This is a genomic window from Vibrio chemaguriensis (assembly GCF_012275705.1).
GTDB lineage: Bacteria > Pseudomonadota > Gammaproteobacteria > Enterobacterales > Vibrionaceae > Vibrio > Vibrio diabolicus.
Genome location: NZ_SHOE01000031.1, coordinates 14,222 through 30,295, shown reverse-complemented (window position 1 = coordinate 30,295; position 16,074 = coordinate 14,222). Strand labels below are relative to the sequence as shown.

The 16,074-nt window shown below is 46.2% G+C and carries 12 protein-coding genes; 2 read left to right on the top strand and 10 right to left on the bottom strand.

Annotation, left to right across the window (positions count from 1 at the left end; all coding sequences use genetic code 11):
• Positions 1-63 precede the first annotated feature (63 nt).
• From astD to EX191_RS20430, 5 genes are all read right to left on the bottom strand, one after another.
• Positions 64-1,521 carry a succinylglutamate-semialdehyde dehydrogenase gene (astD, locus tag EX191_RS20450; RefSeq protein WP_193448375.1) on the bottom strand — a complete coding sequence of 486 codons (1,458 nt, stop codon included), beginning with the start codon at positions 1,519-1,521 and terminating at the stop codon, positions 64-66.
• Between the two features lie 28 nt (positions 1,522-1,549).
• Positions 1,550-2,569, bottom strand: a complete 1,020-nt coding sequence (gene astA / locus EX191_RS20445; protein ID WP_006742982.1) for an arginine N-succinyltransferase — start codon at positions 2,567-2,569, stop codon at positions 1,550-1,552.
• A 109-nt stretch (positions 2,570-2,678) separates the two neighbouring features.
• Entirely contained in the window at positions 2,679-3,890 is a 1,212-nt protein-coding gene (locus EX191_RS20440; RefSeq protein ID WP_005397689.1) for an aspartate aminotransferase family protein, read from the bottom strand.
• Between the two features lie 361 nt (positions 3,891-4,251).
• Positions 4,252-4,839, bottom strand: a complete 588-nt coding sequence (locus EX191_RS20435) for an aminodeoxychorismate/anthranilate synthase component II (RefSeq protein ID WP_005397690.1) — start codon at positions 4,837-4,839, stop codon at positions 4,252-4,254.
• Between the two features lie 176 nt (positions 4,840-5,015).
• Entirely contained in the window at positions 5,016-7,970 is a 2,955-nt protein-coding gene (locus tag EX191_RS20430; protein ID WP_053807772.1) for an ExeM/NucH family extracellular endonuclease, read from the bottom strand.
• A gap of 546 nt (positions 7,971-8,516) precedes the next feature.
• Here EX191_RS20430 and EX191_RS20425 point away from each other — a divergent pair.
• On the top strand, positions 8,517-8,891 hold the full coding sequence (locus EX191_RS20425) for a hypothetical protein (protein WP_005395366.1): 375 nt from the start codon (positions 8,517-8,519) through the stop codon (positions 8,889-8,891).
• Positions 8,892-8,946: 55 nt separating this feature from the next.
• Here EX191_RS20425 and trpS read toward each other — a convergent pair whose 3' ends face one another.
• From trpS to nsrR, 5 genes are all read right to left on the bottom strand, one after another.
• On the bottom strand, positions 8,947-9,963 hold the full coding sequence (gene trpS / locus EX191_RS20420; protein ID WP_005395367.1) for a tryptophan--tRNA ligase: 1,017 nt from the start codon (positions 9,961-9,963) through the stop codon (positions 8,947-8,949).
• Between the two features lie 115 nt (positions 9,964-10,078).
• Positions 10,079-10,765 (bottom strand): phosphoglycolate phosphatase, encoded by a 687-nt coding sequence (locus EX191_RS20415; protein ID WP_005395368.1) that lies wholly within the window; start codon positions 10,763-10,765, stop codon positions 10,079-10,081.
• Between the two features lie 99 nt (positions 10,766-10,864).
• Positions 10,865-11,611 carry a 23S rRNA (guanosine(2251)-2'-O)-methyltransferase RlmB gene (gene rlmB / locus EX191_RS20410; RefSeq protein ID WP_193448374.1) on the bottom strand — a complete coding sequence of 249 codons (747 nt, stop codon included), beginning with the start codon at positions 11,609-11,611 and terminating at the stop codon, positions 10,865-10,867.
• Between the two features lie 70 nt (positions 11,612-11,681).
• Complete coding sequence (rnr, locus tag EX191_RS20405; RefSeq protein ID WP_193448373.1) at positions 11,682-14,186, bottom strand: ribonuclease R; 2,505 nt, start codon at positions 14,184-14,186, stop codon at positions 11,682-11,684.
• A gap of 115 nt (positions 14,187-14,301) precedes the next feature.
• Complete coding sequence (gene nsrR / locus EX191_RS20400) at positions 14,302-14,727, bottom strand: nitric oxide-sensing transcriptional repressor NsrR (protein ID WP_005387939.1); 426 nt, start codon at positions 14,725-14,727, stop codon at positions 14,302-14,304.
• Positions 14,728-14,884: 157 nt separating this feature from the next.
• Here nsrR and hmpA point away from each other — a divergent pair, with 157 nt between their 5' ends.
• Positions 14,885-16,069 carry an NO-inducible flavohemoprotein gene (gene hmpA / locus EX191_RS20395; protein ID WP_193448372.1) on the top strand — a complete coding sequence of 395 codons (1,185 nt, stop codon included), beginning with the start codon at positions 14,885-14,887 and terminating at the stop codon, positions 16,067-16,069.
• Positions 16,070-16,074 lie beyond the last annotated feature (5 nt).

Below are 16,074 nucleotides of genomic sequence, written 5' to 3'. Positions count from 1 at the left end.
ATACCTAAATGATTCGCCGGCAAGGTGAGCCGCAATACATGGTTGCGACTCTGTTATTAAAACTTATAGCGCCACACCTGGGCTTAATGTTGCAGGCAAGATAGTCTCTTGACCTTCCATTGATGCCATCGGGTACGCACAGTAGTCTGCTGCGTAATAAGCGCTTGGACGTAGGTTACCTGACGCACCAGGACCACCAAATGGCGCATCACCACTTGCACCAGTGAGCTGGCGGTTACGGTTCACGATCCCTGCACGAATATGGTCAACGAAGTATTCCCATTCTTGGTCGTCAGTTGAAACTAAACCAGCAGAGAGACCAAAGCGCGTGTCGTTCGCCAGTTCTACGGCTTTTTCTAGCCCTTCGTAACGCGCCACTTGCAGAAGTGGACCGAAGTACTCTTCATCTGGTAGCTCAGCAATGTTCGTTACATCAATAATGCCCGGAGAAACAAACGCCGCCTCTCCTGCTTTAGCTTCAATCAAGCTTTCACCACCAAGTGATTGAAGGTTCGCTTGTGCATCGAGAATGAACTTGGCTGCGGCAACGGAGATTTGCGGCCCCATAAATGGCGCAGGCTCTGCAAATGGTTGGTCTACGCGAATATTCTTCGTCGCTTCGACGAGCTTGGTGATAAGCGCATCGCCTTTCTCACCCAATGGCACATACAAACGACGAGCACACGTACAACGCTGCCCGGCACTGATAAACGCTGACTGGATGATGGTGTACACCGTGGCATCCAAATCACCGTATTTATCAGAGATCACCATCGGGTTATTACCACCCATTTCTAGTGCTAACATTTTGCCTGGTTGACCCGCAAATTGACGGTGCAATACATGCCCCGTGTTCGCGCTGCCCGTGAACAGTACGCCATCAATGCCTTTCGCATTAGCAAGCGCAATACCGGTTTCTTTCGCACCTTGGACAAGGTTGATCACGCCTTTCGGCAGACCTACTTCTTCCCAAAGTTTCATAGCTAGCTCGCCAGTCCAAGGCGTTTGCTCGGATGGCTTGAACACAACGGTGTTACCCGCTAGTAACGCAGGCACAATGTGACCATTTGGTAGGTGACCAGGGAAGTTATATGGGCCAAATACCGCCATCACGCCCAGTGGGCGATGACGTAACACAATTTGGTTGCCCGCCGCTTCACGGCTCGCTTCACCAGTGCGGTCATGGTAAGCACGAATAGAGATTGCAATTTTACCTGCCATTGCCGCTGCTTCAGTGCGCGTTTCCCAAATTGGCTTACCAGTTTCTTTGGCAATGACTTCAGCGATTTTCTCGCTGTTCTCTTTTACTTTCTCAGCAAAAGCCAACACGATCGCTTCACGCTCTGCAAATGGGCGTTTTTTCCAGTCAATAAACGCTTCACGCGCTGCAGATACCGCTTGATTCACCTGCTCTGCCGTTGCACCGTTGCCTTGCCAGATCACTTCTTGGTTGTAAGGTGACAGAGACGTAAATGCTTCACCCTGACCTTGTACCCATTCACCTGCAATCCAATGTGTCATTGTTTCTATCCTTAAATTCTGTCGTCTGTTACTGCGGAAGAAGGCGAACAAAATCCCCTTCCTCAACCAAAAGTGCATCCGCAACGTCTGGTGCGATCATGACGCTTTGTGTTTCAGCGTCATACGCCGCTTTGGTGACTGCTGCGCGGAAGTTTTCGAACGATGAGTTGCACATCAAGAAGTCTTGCGTACTGCTATGTTGTGCAATTTTCACTTGCGCACGGAACGAGTGACGTACCGATTCAATATTGCGTAAGTCACATTCAACGGTTGGACCCGCATCGAAAATATCCACGTAGCCACGGTTAGTGAAGCCTTCACGCTCAAGCAGCTTTAATGCTGGGCGAGTATTGTCATGCACTTGACCAATGACCGCTTGCGCTTCTGGACTCAACAGGTTGATGTAAATAGGCAGCTTCGGCATTAAGTCAGCAATAAAGCCTTTCTTGCCGATACCTGTGAGGTAATCCGCAAGCGTGAAATCGATGGAGAAGAAATGCTCTTGTAACCATTGCCAGAACGGCGAGTTGCCTTCGTCGTCTGAAACACCACGCATCTCCGCAAAGATCGTTTCAGAGAAACGTTCTGGGTGCTCAGCCATCATGAGGAAACGACACTTCGACATTAGACGACCATTCAGACCTTGGCGGAATTTCTCACGCAAGAACAAGGTACAAATTTCGCTGTTACCCGTGTAGTTATTACCAAAAGTAAGCAGTTTGACGACATTATTGACGCCAAGCTTTGGTGACGAGTGCACCACTTTACTAATGTGATACGAGTAAAATGGGACATCCCAACCGATAGATGCTTCGATTCCGGTGGTACCCGCAACCTCACCCGTTTCAGAGTCAAAGCCGACCATCAAATAGCCTTCATCACCTGGTTCTGCCACATCTGGCTTACCAAAGCTGTACTCTGAGTGTTTGATTCGATTGGTTAACAGTTCTTCGTTAACCGGTAGAGATGTAAATCCGTGACCAGACTCCACCGCACAAGTGTGCAGCGCGTCATAATCCGACATCGCGATAGGGCGAACTACTAGCATCAATACTCCCTCCAGATGCAAGAAGATCCTAACTATATTGTAGGAACAATTCCCCCATCAGAGATCCTTGACGGGGGTGTCTGCGTTGACGTTGAAACTGATATCGCGCTTAAACTAAAGTCGCGATCGCTTTATCCAGTTTCGCCAAGCCTTCTTCAATTTCTTGTTGTGTGATAACGAGTGATGGTGTGAAACGTACGACATTGGCACCCGCAACCAATACCATTAGACCTTGTTTGCCCGCAGCGACGAGAACATCACGTGCGCGGCCTTGCCATTCTTCATTCAGTGCAGCGCCAAGCAAGAGACCTTGACCGCGCACTTCTGAGAAGATGTTGTACTTAGCATTGATCTTCTCTAGACCTTCGCGGAACATCGCTTCGCGTTCTAGCACACCAGCCAACACTTCAGGCTTAGTAACTTCGTTCACAACTGCTTCTGCTACAGCACACGCGAGTGGGTTACCGCCGTATGTTGAACCGTGCGTACCGACTTTCATGTGCTCTGCTAATTTTGCAGTAGTCAGCATTGCACCGATTGGGAAACCACCACCGAGTGATTTCGCGGTGCTTAGAATATCAGGTGTAATACCTAAACCTTGGTAAGCGTAGAAGTTACCTGTACGACCATTACCGGTTTGCACTTCATCGAAGATCAGTAGCGCGTTGTGTTTGTCACACAGCTCACGTACTGCTTGAGCAAACTCAGGCGTTGGTGGCACGATACCGCCTTCACCTTGTAGCGGCTCCATCATCACCGCACATGTGCGATCAGACATGTGTGCCTGTAGTGCTTCGATATCATTGTAAGGTAAGTGGGTAACGTCACCAGGCTTAGGACCAAACCCGTCAGAGTAAGCCGCTTGACCACCAACCGTTACGGTGAAGAACGTACGACCGTGGAAACCTTGTTTGAATGCGATAATTTCTGATTTCTCAGCACCATGTACGTCAGCAGCGTAACGACGTGCCAGCTTAAGTGCCGCTTCGTTCGCTTCTGCGCCAGAGTTAGCAAAGAATACGCGCTCAGCAAAGCTCACTTCTGTTAGCTTTTTCGCCAGACGAAGTGCTGGTTCGTTCGTCATCACGTTACTTAAGTGCCAAAGCTTGTTAGCTTGCTCTGTTAATGCGTTTACCATTACTGGATGACAATGGCCAAGACAGCTCACTGCAATACCACCAGCAAAGTCGATATATTCATTACCTTCCTGATCCCAAACACGTGAACCTTCACCTTTAACAGGGATCATTTCCATCGGGTTATAGCAAGGTACCATTACCTCATCGAATAAACCGCGCTCTACTTTAATTTCCGTTGTCATTGCACATTCCTTCTTGATACCGCATGCGTAGCAGATAAGCGAATTTAACCGGCTCTCTTTGCCAGCAAATAATGTTTTGCATTTAAGCTATTGCGGCATTGTATTTACATTTAATTAACCATTTCAATAGTGATTTATTCTTTTCGTTCTCGAAAGCAACTTCCATTAATCACTGCTTATGACTATTTATGCATCAAGAAAGTAAAATAGAGAAGCGATTTTTTATAAATGTTATGTAATACAGGGGATAGAAGGTTTAAAAAGACATGAATAGACAAAGAGGCCAGAATGAACCGCATAGTTTTGCAATCCACTCACCTCGGCAAAAAGATGAATGATTTGTTAAGAAAAGTGATCGCGATCAGATCGCTTTACGTGCTAAAAAGTTCGCGAGCAACTCGTGACCTTGCTCTGTTTTGATCGATTCTGGGTGAAACTGCACTGCGTCAATTGGCAGAGTTTTATGTTGGTAACCCATGATTTCGTCCATACTTCCATCCGGCAGCTCAGTCCATGCGGTCAGTTCAAACACATCGGGTAACGTACCGTTTTTCACCACGAGAGAGTGATAACGGGTTACGGTGAGTGGGTTATTCAGGTTTTTAAACACACTGCGACCATTGTGACGAATAGGTGACGTTTTCCCATGCATCACTTGTCGGGCGCGCACGACTTCCCCACCAAACACTTGCGCTATCGCTTGATGACCAAGGCAAACACCCAATATTGGAAGCTTACCAGCGAAGTATTCTATAGCTTGTAGAGAGATACCTGCCTCGTTTGGCGTACACGGTCCAGGTGAGATCACCAAGTGAGTTGGGTTCAACGCTTCAATCCCTTGAATGTCGATTTCATCGTTACGCACGACTTTTACACTAGCGCCAAGCTCGCAAAAGTATTGGTAGAGGTTGTAAGTGAAAGAATCGTAGTTATCGATGATCAACAACATAGAGTGTCAGCTGCTCCAATCCGTTTAGGCAAGACTTAAGAGATGATTGTCTGGTTTGCGACAATTAAGGGCGGTATTTTGCAACACCAAACTAGAAAGGCAAGTCTTTGTGCAATAAAAAGGCCAGCATCGGCTGGCCTTTGGTCTTTACAGCTGTATTTTAGGAGACAACAAGCTTAGTTGCGGCGACGTAGTAAGCCAAGTCCAAGCATCGCGAGTAGCGCGCCAAAACCAAACGAACCACCATCTGAGTCCTTCGAACCTTCTGCACCCGTTTCAGTTTGCGTCATTGAGACATCACGAACAGAGCTAAACTTAACGACGTTGCCTGTCGAGTCTGTCACTTTCTCTTCTAACTGGTAATTACCTTGTTCTGGCGCTTGTTCAAACTCAATATTCACGCTGCGTGCGTCAATGTCAGTTTGAGTCAAGGTTTGGCTAGCCGAGTAAACTTTTGCATCACTGCTTGTCGCGGCCGCTTGTGTGGATGCTGTTAAGTTCACTGTCACAATATCGCCCGCAACCGCAGTTGGTGGTAGACGTACATCAATAGCTAAGTTTTCACCCGCTTTCGGTAAATCGATATCATCATCTGGCAAATCAATAGCAATAATCACTGGATCATGATCAGACGCTGAGAACGCATCTTTATACTTCGGCATGTCACCCGTGTATTTGCTGCTGTATTCAAACAAGTTACTTTCTAGGGAGTTGATGTGCCAATCTTCAATCGCCACCACTTTTTGCGCTAAACTGCTGCTTGCCAATGCATGGTCCAAGTTCCCCAACTCACCTGAATAGGTGTACGAGAACGTATCAGCGCCATGCAGCAAGGTGTTTAAATTGTGCAGACCGTAGCCTTTTTCAATCTTGGTTTTCTCTACTTGAAGCTCACCGCCACCAATGGTTGTGTAAGCGGCAGTGTAGATATCACGGCCGTATTTCTCTTGTGAGTAATCAGTGAGGGTCAGTAACGGATCTTCTTTGCCGTAAGCGTTCAAATCGCCCATAACGAGCACATCGCCATCAATATCTTTCAGCGCTTCACCAACGACTTTCGCAGCAGAAACACGGAAGTTGTTGCAGTTGCCTTGCAGATCCGCGGGTTCTGAGTCTTCTACACCAGCAATCCACTCTTCAATACATTCAGAACCTTTCGATTTAAAGTGGTTCACGACCACTGAAAGATCTTCGCCAGTCTCTTTCACTGTAAAGGTCTGTAATAAGCTATGGCGTTGATATTTGTCGTAAGCAGGGTTACTTTCAGTGCCCTCTTTACGAGTAATTGTGTTTTCTGCAATGTGTTGCTCTGGCGTCACAATGACTTTTGCTGCTTCTTTTGGTGTTACTGCGTTAGCACGATATAAGATCGCCACCATGATCGCATCACTGCCAAAGTATTCCTCTTGGTATTTGTCTTGCTCTTCGATTTCGACATACGTGTAATGATCTTCCACGTCATCAATCTCAGCGTTTAAAGCATCAACCAAGTTTTGGATAGCGCTACCATCACCAAAGCCGTTATTTTCCACTTCCATCAAGCCAATGATGTCCGCGTCCATCTTATTCATTGCTGAAACGATTTTCGCTTGCTGGATCAAGAACTCATCAAGGTTTGTCGCGCCACGATTTTGCCCGGTTGGGTTGTCGTGCCCGCTGTCAGCAACTGAAGTGAAGTAGTTAAGAACGTTGAAGCTCGCTACTCGTAAATCAGAATCGGCTATGGCTGGCGCCGCTTTACGCGCAACGTCAAAGTCATCACCTGACGTGACAAAGTTGCTGCTATCAACTTCATTGGTCGCAATTAGGCGGTACTCGTTGTAGCTGTAAGCCACAACACCTTGCAGGCCTTCGACACGAGAGCCTAGGCGAATGTGCTGCTCTGAAGAGCCATTTTGGTCAAGATCTTGTGCAAACGTTGGGAAATATGGGATTTGACCATTTGGCGCTTTGCTATCCGATTCCAAGTAAATACGGTTGGCCGCATTCTCTTTGGCAAGGGCAACCGCAGCGTCACTCTCTGCTGCATGCAATTGAGTCGGCTTAAACAACGGTGCTTCATGAGACAACATCATGTTGTTGCGTCGAGAGTCATAATCGTAAGAAAAGTTACGAGTAACGAAAAGTTCGCTAGCCGAGCTGAGCTCAACTTGCATACCTTCATGACGCTCTAGTGCATCACGTAGTGTTTCCCCTTCCTTAATCGTTAACGGAGTAACCAAAGAGGCGTTTGATGTGCCTGTTTTTACATAACTGTTTGCATCAGAAGAAAGCTGAGTGTTGCTGTAGTACTCTTGTACTTTCCCTTTCACACAAACAACATCACCAGCTTTCAGCTCTGTATCGGCAACATCGGTGTGAATAAACAAACCTTCAGATGTCTTGTCGTTGCCATCATTCTCAAGTGCTTGCAGGTAGAAGCCTTTAGTTAAGCCTGTTGTTACAGCACTGACCACACCAGTTACGAAGTGATCTTCGGTCGTGATGTAAGGGTAGCCATCAATAAATGGAGAAGAAGCACCTTCACCTTGAATCTCTTGGATGGTGGTAAAGGCTGGTTCTTGTCCATCTACTTCACAAGCAAATGGCGCAGGTGGCTCAGTTGTATTTAATTCTCCTAAACCATCAATATTATCTTTAGGTAAGGCTGTCCACTGAGTGGATTGGTAGGTAGTTGAAGGTGTAAGCGCATCACTGTTACGAACTAACGTGGTGTCTTTAGCGAAATCCACGTCCCCCATCACACCTAATATATCGTGCACTTCCCCATCTTTAAGAAGTGCCAACGGATCGTCGCCGTTAAAGTTCGCTACATTTTTATCAGTGTAATCCGCAACCGCCTTTATTGCTTCGCTCGCATCGCCATGAGCAAGCACATACACTTGCTTCGCTTGTAACGTTACGTCACTAAGATCAAGAGTGCTGCCCCACGAGCCGCCACCATTCGAAGATTTTGCTAATTCATAGCCTGTGAGTGTCACCGCAGTATCACCTGTATTGGCGATCTCGACCGCTTTATTATAAGCGCCGCCTTCCACATACTGGGAAATAATAATCTCTGCGTTCGCGTTTGCGCTAAGTGCACTGGCGATGGTTAGTGCGAGTATTGAGGGTTTGATTAACGTGTCCATTGTCATACCTGATATTTATGTAAATGCAAACTTAGCTCTGATCAGAGCCTACCATTTGCGTCTACTATCAGGTTTATTTATGAAATAAATAAGAATGAGCAATTAAAGCCGTGAAATGAATCACATGTGAATGTAAGAAAATATGCCAGAACATCCCATTCAAACATTTTTTGTAATAAATACAGGACGCTATTGATAAACAAATCAAAATTTAGATTAATTACTCAGTTTATTTTTTCACTTCATGTTAAGGAGTAGAAAATACATCGCTCGTGAAGTGGCTTATTAACCAAGCTCACTTTGTTATAAATGAAAATATAATTAATCACTAATTTAGAAAGCTGTGATTTTCATTTTTATAGCCATGTCTAAACTTAAGTCACCTATTATTCGCTTGGCTTTTTCTTACACATGACCCTTATACTTCAAAATTTTCATCATTTGCTCAATAACTTCTCCTTATTCACTAGCCAAATTCATACACAAAAGATATAACACCTGCGCGAGACATTAAGATCTCATTAGCAGTAAACCCAGGAACGATAAATGAAAAAAATTCAACGCAGTGTGCTAGCTCTCTTCTTACTTGGCTTGATAACGGGATGTCAATTGACCGCCAGTGAGCCACTTCAACCTACCGCGAATCAAAACATCATCGAATCAGCCAAAAATGAGCTGGATGGAATTGAAGAGTTAGAGGTCAGTGACGAGGGTGTTATTACTTTTACCCAGCGTCTAAGAACACCAGGAACCTACTGGATCCCAGCAAGAATTAAAGAACTTAGCTACGATATATCATGCGTGCAGCTCAGTTACTTCATTGATAGAGGCATGGTGGTGAAGTCCGCCTTTTTAGGTGCTCGAGGACGTGTTGAATATTACGATATGGAACGTTGCATGAAAGACACGCCATTCCAGTAAAAAGTATAAAAAAAGCTCCACCAACGTGGAGCTTTTTGTAATCTATTCTTAGCGACTATGGGCGAGCGACAAAGCCTACCGCTTTGTATGCTTTCTTCAGCGTTTCAGCAGCGCGAGCCGATGCTTTTTCTGCACCTTGCTGCATTACCTCATCCATGTAAGCACGATCAGCGCGAATACGATGGTATTCTGCTTGAATTGGCTCCAGCATTGCTACAACCGCCTCGCCAACATCTTTCTTAAATGGACCATACATTTCTACGCCTTTGTACTTGGCTTCGATATCTTCAAAGCTCATTCCTGTCGCCGCAGAGTAAAGTCCCATTAGGTTCGCGATACCCGCTTTGTTCTCGATATCATGGCGAATGCTTGGTGGGGTTTCGGTGTCTGTTTGCGCCTTGTTGATCTTCTTGATGATCGACTTTGGCTCTTCAAGCAGAGTAATCACGTTCTTACGGTTGTCATCTGACTTCGACATTTTCTTCGTCGCGTCTTGAAGACTCATCACACGTGCATTGACTGTTGGAATGTACGGCTCAGGAACGGTAAAAATCGGACTCTCTGGTGAGTAGATGTTGTTAAAACGCGTTGCGATATCACGCGCTAACTCAAGGTGCTGTTTCTGGTCGCTACCAACTGGTACTTGGTGTGCGCCGTAAAGCAAAATATCTGCTGCCATCAACACAGGGTAATCAAACAGACCCACGTTTACGTCATTCGCGTAACGTGCCGATTTGTCTTTAAACTGAGTCATACGGCTCAGCTCACCCATTTGCGTGTAACAGTTAAGAAGCCAACCAAGTTGAGCATGCTCTGGTACGTGTGACTGAACAAATAGCGTGCTCTTCTTCGGATCAACACCAACTGCCAGACAAATTGCCAGTGCGTCTAATGTCGCTTCATGCAGTGCTTTAGGATCCTGACGAACCGTAATCGCATGAAGGTCTACTACACAGTATTGGCAATCATAATCGTCTTGCATCTGCTGCCATTGACGTAGAGCACCCAAGTAGTTACCGATACTTAGTTCACCTGACGGTTGAACACCACTCAATACAATGGGTTTGCTCATTAGAATGATTCCTTTGACTTCTTAATCTAATTAAAATGAAAAACCGTGCGGCTTTTAGCGCACGGTTTACTCAGTGTACTCATTAACAAGTATTTTGGAAGATCTTTTGTTGCCGTTATGCAGAAACAGCGACGACTTCCAGTAATTCCGCGAGGCGGTTCGCCACTACGTCAGGGTTCGAAGCTGAAATGGGCTCGCCGTGGTTATAACCGTAAGTTAAACCAAATGAAGCACAACCCGCATTTTTCGCCGCCAAGATATCGTTTTTCGAATCCCCAACCATCAGCATCTCTGCTGGTTTTACCTGGTGCTTTTCCATTAGCCAGTTCAGCGCCACCGGGTTTGGTTTTTTCTCTGGAAACGCGTCACCACCTAATACGTCTACGAAGTACTTGGCGATGTCATGCTGCTCTAGAATTTCTGGTACGAATTTCGAGGGCTTGTTCGTCACAATCGCCATCGTAAAACCAGCTTGGTGTAGCTCTTCAAGCGTCTCTTTTACTGTTGGGTAAAGGTGACTTAGCTTATGGCCGCTTTGCTTGTAGTATTCATCAAACAGCTCACGCGCTTTAGCACGCAGCTCATCACTCAAATCACTGCTGATGGTCATGCTTTGGCTTAATGCACGTCCAATCAATATATCTGCACCATTACCAACGTAATCACGCACCTGCTCTTCTGATACAGAAGGATAGCCTAACGCCTGAACTGCTTGATCGGCCGCTACGGCAAGATCTGGCACGCTATCAAGCAGTGTTCCATCCAGATCAAAAGCAATCAATTTAATATCTTGTTGGGTCATAAATTCCCTAGCTAAAATAACACAGGATGGTTCCCCATCCTGTGTGCTTAATCTTGATGTCACTCAGTGTCACACTCAGCGACGCTTAGTGTGCTCGCCTTATTTTGGGGCAGCCAAACGCTGACGAACCGCTTCAAACAAACAGATACCAGAAGCCACTGATACGTTCAAGCTTGATACACTGCCCGCCATAGGGATCTTAATTAAATCATCGCAGGTTTCGCGAGTAAGACGACGCATACCATCACCTTCAGCACCCATCACGATAGCAAGAGGACCAGTAAGCTTAGCTTGATAAATGTCGTGCGTAGCTTCACCAGCCGTACCCACAAACCAAATACCTTTTTCCTGTAGCGTACGCATTGTACGTGCAAGGTTGGTTACACGAATCAAAGGCACAACCTCTGCAGCGCCACATGCTACTTTACTTACCGTGGCATTCATTGGTGCAGAACGATCTTTCGGTACGATGATCGCCGCAGCGCCTGCCGCATCTGCGTTACGCAAACACGCACCAAGGTTGTGCGGGTCCGTCACACCATCCAGCACTAACAGTAGCGGTGATTCATGCTGCGCTAAGATGTCATCAATGTCGTTCTCGTTCAGCTGTTTTGCTGGTTTTACGCGAGCAATGATGCCTTGGTGATTTGCACCACGCGCTTTATCATCCAGAGTTTTACGCGTCATTTGTTGAATAGAGACACCACAAACCTGAAGATCATTTAGGATTGGCATCAGGCGATCATCTTGACGACCTTTTAAAACGTATGCCTCGATAAAACGCTCTGGTTCGCGCTCCAATACCGCTTTCACTGCGTGAATGCCGTAGATAAATTCGTTACTCATTGTTTAACCTGTTGTTCGGGTCGTATTGCCTGCGCCAGCCGAGTTTGAACTGAGCTGGCGCTTCAGCCTACTACGCTTCTTTTTTAGTGCGCTTGGTTTTCTTCGGCTTACTGTGTGGCTTTTTTTTACGTGCTTTTTTCACTTTAGGCTTCTTTTTGCCTTCGGCGTCATCACGTTTGGGGCCATTGCGCTTACTCACTGCGCCCGTTTCTTCTGGACGCTTAGTTGGCTCTATCGCAGGAACTGCGCGAGGCGCGCCACCTTCTTTCGATGAAGAGCGAGTCGCAGCGCGTTTTTTATCTTTCGCTTTGCGTTTTGCTTCCGCTGCGCGTTTCTTCGCAGTCTTACCTTCACCGCGTAGCTTACGACTTGTTTCGACCAATTCAAAGTCAATTTGCTTATCATCGAGGTTAACAGCCAGTACTTTTACTTTTACTGCATCACCTAAGCGATAGATGTTACCGAAACTTTCACCAATAAGTCGTTGACCAATCGGGTCAAATTGATAGTAGTCGTTCGCAAGGGTAGAAATATGCACCAAACCATCGATGTGCAAATCCGTTAAACGTACAAAGAAGCCAAAGCTAGTGACATTAGCAATCACACCGTCTAGCTCATCACCGACGTGGTCTTGCATATATTCACACTTCAGCCAATCCGCAACATCACGTGTGGCATCGTCCGCACGGCGCTCTGTCATCGAACATTGTTCACCGTAAAAGTCCATATCATCGAACGAGTAATGGTAGCCACCCGTTGGTGTCCAGCGATCTTGATTACGACCTTCTTCTTTCGCAATCAGATACTTGATTGCACGGTGAAGTAACAGGTCAGGGTAACGACGAATTGGCGACGTAAAGTGCGCATAGCGTTTCAGTGCTAATCCAAAGTGCCCCGCGTTATCTGCGTTGTATACCGCTTGCTTCATTGAGCGCAGCAGCATGGTTTGAATCAACTCTTGATCTTGACGCCCAGAGATTTGACGTGCGAGATCAGCATAGTCCGTTGGTGAAGGCTCTAGACCACCTTTTAGCTCAAGACCAAGTTCACTTAAGAAGTCACGGAAACCTTGCAGGCGTAATTCACCTGGAGATTCGTGGATACGATAGAGCGCAGGCTCTTTCGCTTTTTCTACCAGCGATGCCGAAGCAATGTTGGCTAAAATCATACATTCTTCGATGATCTTGTGCGCGTCATTACGAATTACTGGCTCAATGCTTTCGATTTTACGTTCCGCATTGAAGATAAATTTGGTTTCAACGGTTTCAAATTCGATTGCACCGCGTTGATCTCGTGCTTCTTTCAGCACTTTGTACATCTTATGCAGCTCTTCTAGATGAGAAACAAGCGGCTGGTAACGCTCACGTAGTTCCTCATCTCCTTCTAAAATCGCGCTCACTTTGCTGTAAGTGAGGCGAGCGTGCGAGTTCATCACCGCCTCGTAATGCTTGTAACCAGACAGCTTACCAGTATCGGAAATGGTCATTTCGCACACCATACACAAGCGATCTACTTGCGGGTTAAGCGAACATAGGCCGTTCGACAGCACTTCCGGTAGCATTGGCACTACTTGCGAAGGGAAGTACACCGAGTTACCACGGTTGATGGCTTCTTTATCCAGCGCAGAGTCAGGACGAACGTAGTAACTGACGTCAGCAATCGCTACCCATAAACGCCAACCACCTTCTTTGTTCTTCTCACAGTAAACAGCATCATCAAAGTCTCGTGCGTCTTCGCCGTCAATGGTCACAAGTGGTAACTCACGTAGATCCACACGACCAACTTTGGCTTCTTCTGGTACTTCTTCGCCTAAGTTTTCGATTTGTTTATCGACGGCCTCTGGCCACTCGTGAGGAATTTGGTGTGTACGAATCGCAATTTGCGTTTCCATACCTGGTGCCATATTTTCACCAAGTACTTCAACCACTTTACCCATCATGCCACGTGAGCGTGAGCCACGATCAGTAATTTCAATCACGACCACGTTACCCATGCGTGCACCCGCTTTGTGCTCATTTGGGATCAGAATATCTTGGCTGATACGCGAGTCATCAGGGACAACATAGGAATAACCATATTCGAGGAAGAAACGACCGACGATTTGAGCATTACGCTCCTCTAACACTCGAACCAAGCGCCCTTCACGACGACCGCGCTTGCTGTTGTCTGTAGGTTGCACTAAAACAAAGTCACCGTGGATGATGTTCTTCATTTGATGGTGCGGTAACAGAATATCATCATCCTTGCCGACGCTGCCTTCTGGACGCACCCAACCGTGGCCATCACGATGACCAATCACGTAACCTTTCACCATTTCAAGTTTTTCAGGCAATGCGTAGCACTGACGGCGGGTAAACACCAGTTGACCATCTCGCTCCATCGCACGTAGCCGACGACGCAACCCTTCGTATTGCTCTTCGCCCTCAAGCTTTAGTGCCTCAAACAAGTCATTGCGATTCATTGGAACGCCCGCTTGCTCTAGAAACTCGATGATAAACTCTCGGCTTGGAATTGGATTTTCGTAATTTTTGGATTCACGATCTGCAAAAGGATCGTTTGGAATATTGTCTGACATAGGCACGCCTATCTAGCAAGGAAGGTATATGGCTAGTATATCTGAGTCTCTCGATAAGCTACAGAATTGCTTTGAAAAAAGAATGATCGAGATCGACTCTAGACGTGCAAATGAGTTAAGGACGAGCCAGTAAGATCAACAACTCAGAATTGTCGCTAAGCAAGGATTCGATCGTGCAATCATCCAGCTCCGCCAAGAAGGCACTTTTTGCTTTTGCCAATTTATCTTTGAGGCGACAGGCAGGGGTAATATGGCAAAAATCTACGCCGCAATTGACCAAATCTAACGGCTCTAAATCTCGCACGACACCACCTACTGTGATTTCAGAAGCAGGTTTCATCAGCCGAATACCACCGTTTTTTCCACGCACGGTGTGGACATAACCTAGTTGCCCTAAACGGTTGATAACTTTGACCATATGGTTACGTGACACACCAAATAAATCCGTCACTTCAGTGATATTAGTTAACTCATCTTCCGGCAACGAAGCCAAGAAAATTAAGGTTCTCAACGCATAATCAGTAAAGCTCGTTAACTGCATATTCTCTCCCAAAGTGCGACTCAATAACTCGCTGGTGACACTAAAACGCCAAACTTGAGCTATCGATAAAAGTGTAAATCTTTTCTTGATCGAAAGATACATTTGAGATACAACTCTAAACATGCATTATAAATACAACTTAAAGTAGGAAGCCCATATGCTCAGCAATCAAACCATCGAGATCGTCAAAGCGACCGCACCACTTATCGCCGAAACGGGACCAAAACTGACCGCGCACTTTTATGAACGTATGTTTACTCATAACCCTGAGTTGAAAGATATTTTTAACATGAGTAACCAGCGTAACGGCGATCAGCGTGAAGCGCTATTCAACGCCATCTGCGCCTATGCTGCCAATATTGAAAATTTGCCAGCTCTACTTGGCGCAGTAGAAAAAATTGCGCATAAACACACGAGCTTTTTGATCACAGAAGATCAGTACCAAATCGTTGGTAAACATCTACTTGCGACGATTGATGAGTTGTTTAATCCAGGTCTGGAAGTGTTGGATGCTTGGGCTGAGGCTTACGGCGTACTTGCGAATGTATTTATTCAGCGCGAAGAACAAATTTACCAACAAAATGAAGCTTTGGAAGGCGGCTGGCGCGGTCTACGCGAATTTGAATTAGTCGATAAAAAGATTGAGAGCGAACACATTTGCAGCTTTGTGTTCAAGCCAACCGATGGCCAAAAAGTGGCACCGTATAAACCGGGACAATATCTTGGCATCTATATCAACAGTGACCAGTTAGAAAACCAAGAAATTCGCCAATATAGCCTATCTTCTGCGGTCCAAGAGAACACTTACCGTATCTCGGTAAAACGTGAAGAAGGCGGAAAAGTATCGAACTTCCTGCACGATAGCCTGAACATTGGCGAAAAAGTGCAGCTTGCCGCCCCTGCCGGTGATTTCTTTATGGATGCCGAACCACAAACACCCGTTGTTCTAATTTCTGCAGGTGTAGGACTGACGCCAACGCTGTCCATGCTAGAAAGTCTCTCAGCACATCAAGCACCTGTAACTTGGGTTCATGCAACAGAAAATGGTCAACATCATGCTTTCAAGCAACACGTGAACCAGCTCGTTGCAGAAAAAGAAAACATGAACGCGCTCGTTTGGTATAACCACCCAACGGCAGAAGACAAGCTAGGTGAAGACTTCCACTTCACGGGTTTTGTCAATCTGTATGAAATTGAAGCCGCATTAAAGCAAGATAACGTGCAGGTGTACTTCTGTGGCCCTGTCGGGTTCATGCAGCACGTAGCGAAACAACTATTAGAACTTGGCGTACCACAAGAGCAATTCCATTACGAATGCTTCGGTCCACACAAAGTCGTTTAATCGCT

What these genes read in the sequence shown, in the direction of transcription:
- astD (WP_193448375.1), bottom strand. Translation starts at nt 1,521, where the DNA reads ATGACACATTGGATTGCAGGTGAATGGGTACAAGGTCAGGGTGAAGCA.
- astA (WP_006742982.1), bottom strand. Translation starts at nt 2,569, where the DNA reads ATGCTAGTAGTTCGCCCTATCGCGATGTCGGATTATGACGCGCTGCAC.
- EX191_RS20440 (WP_005397689.1), bottom strand. Translation starts at nt 3,890, where the DNA reads ATGACAACGGAAATTAAAGTAGAGCGCGGTTTATTCGATGAGGTAATG.
- EX191_RS20435 (WP_005397690.1), bottom strand. Translation starts at nt 4,839, where the DNA reads ATGTTGTTGATCATCGATAACTACGATTCTTTCACTTACAACCTCTAC.
- EX191_RS20430 (WP_053807772.1), bottom strand. Translation starts at nt 7,970, where the DNA reads ATGGACACGTTAATCAAACCCTCAATACTCGCACTAACCATCGCCAGT.
- EX191_RS20425 (WP_005395366.1), top strand. Translation starts at nt 8,517, where the DNA reads ATGAAAAAAATTCAACGCAGTGTGCTAGCTCTCTTCTTACTTGGCTTG.
- trpS (WP_005395367.1), bottom strand. Translation starts at nt 9,963, where the DNA reads ATGAGCAAACCCATTGTATTGAGTGGTGTTCAACCGTCAGGTGAACTA.
- EX191_RS20415 (WP_005395368.1), bottom strand. Translation starts at nt 10,765, where the DNA reads ATGACCCAACAAGATATTAAATTGATTGCTTTTGATCTGGATGGAACA.
- rlmB (WP_193448374.1), bottom strand. Translation starts at nt 11,611, where the DNA reads ATGAGTAACGAATTTATCTACGGCATTCACGCAGTGAAAGCGGTATTG.
- rnr (WP_193448373.1), bottom strand. Translation starts at nt 14,186, where the DNA reads ATGTCAGACAATATTCCAAACGATCCTTTTGCAGATCGTGAATCCAAA.
- nsrR (WP_005387939.1), bottom strand. Translation starts at nt 14,727, where the DNA reads ATGCAGTTAACGAGCTTTACTGATTATGCGTTGAGAACCTTAATTTTC.
- hmpA (WP_193448372.1), top strand. Translation starts at nt 14,885, where the DNA reads ATGCTCAGCAATCAAACCATCGAGATCGTCAAAGCGACCGCACCACTT.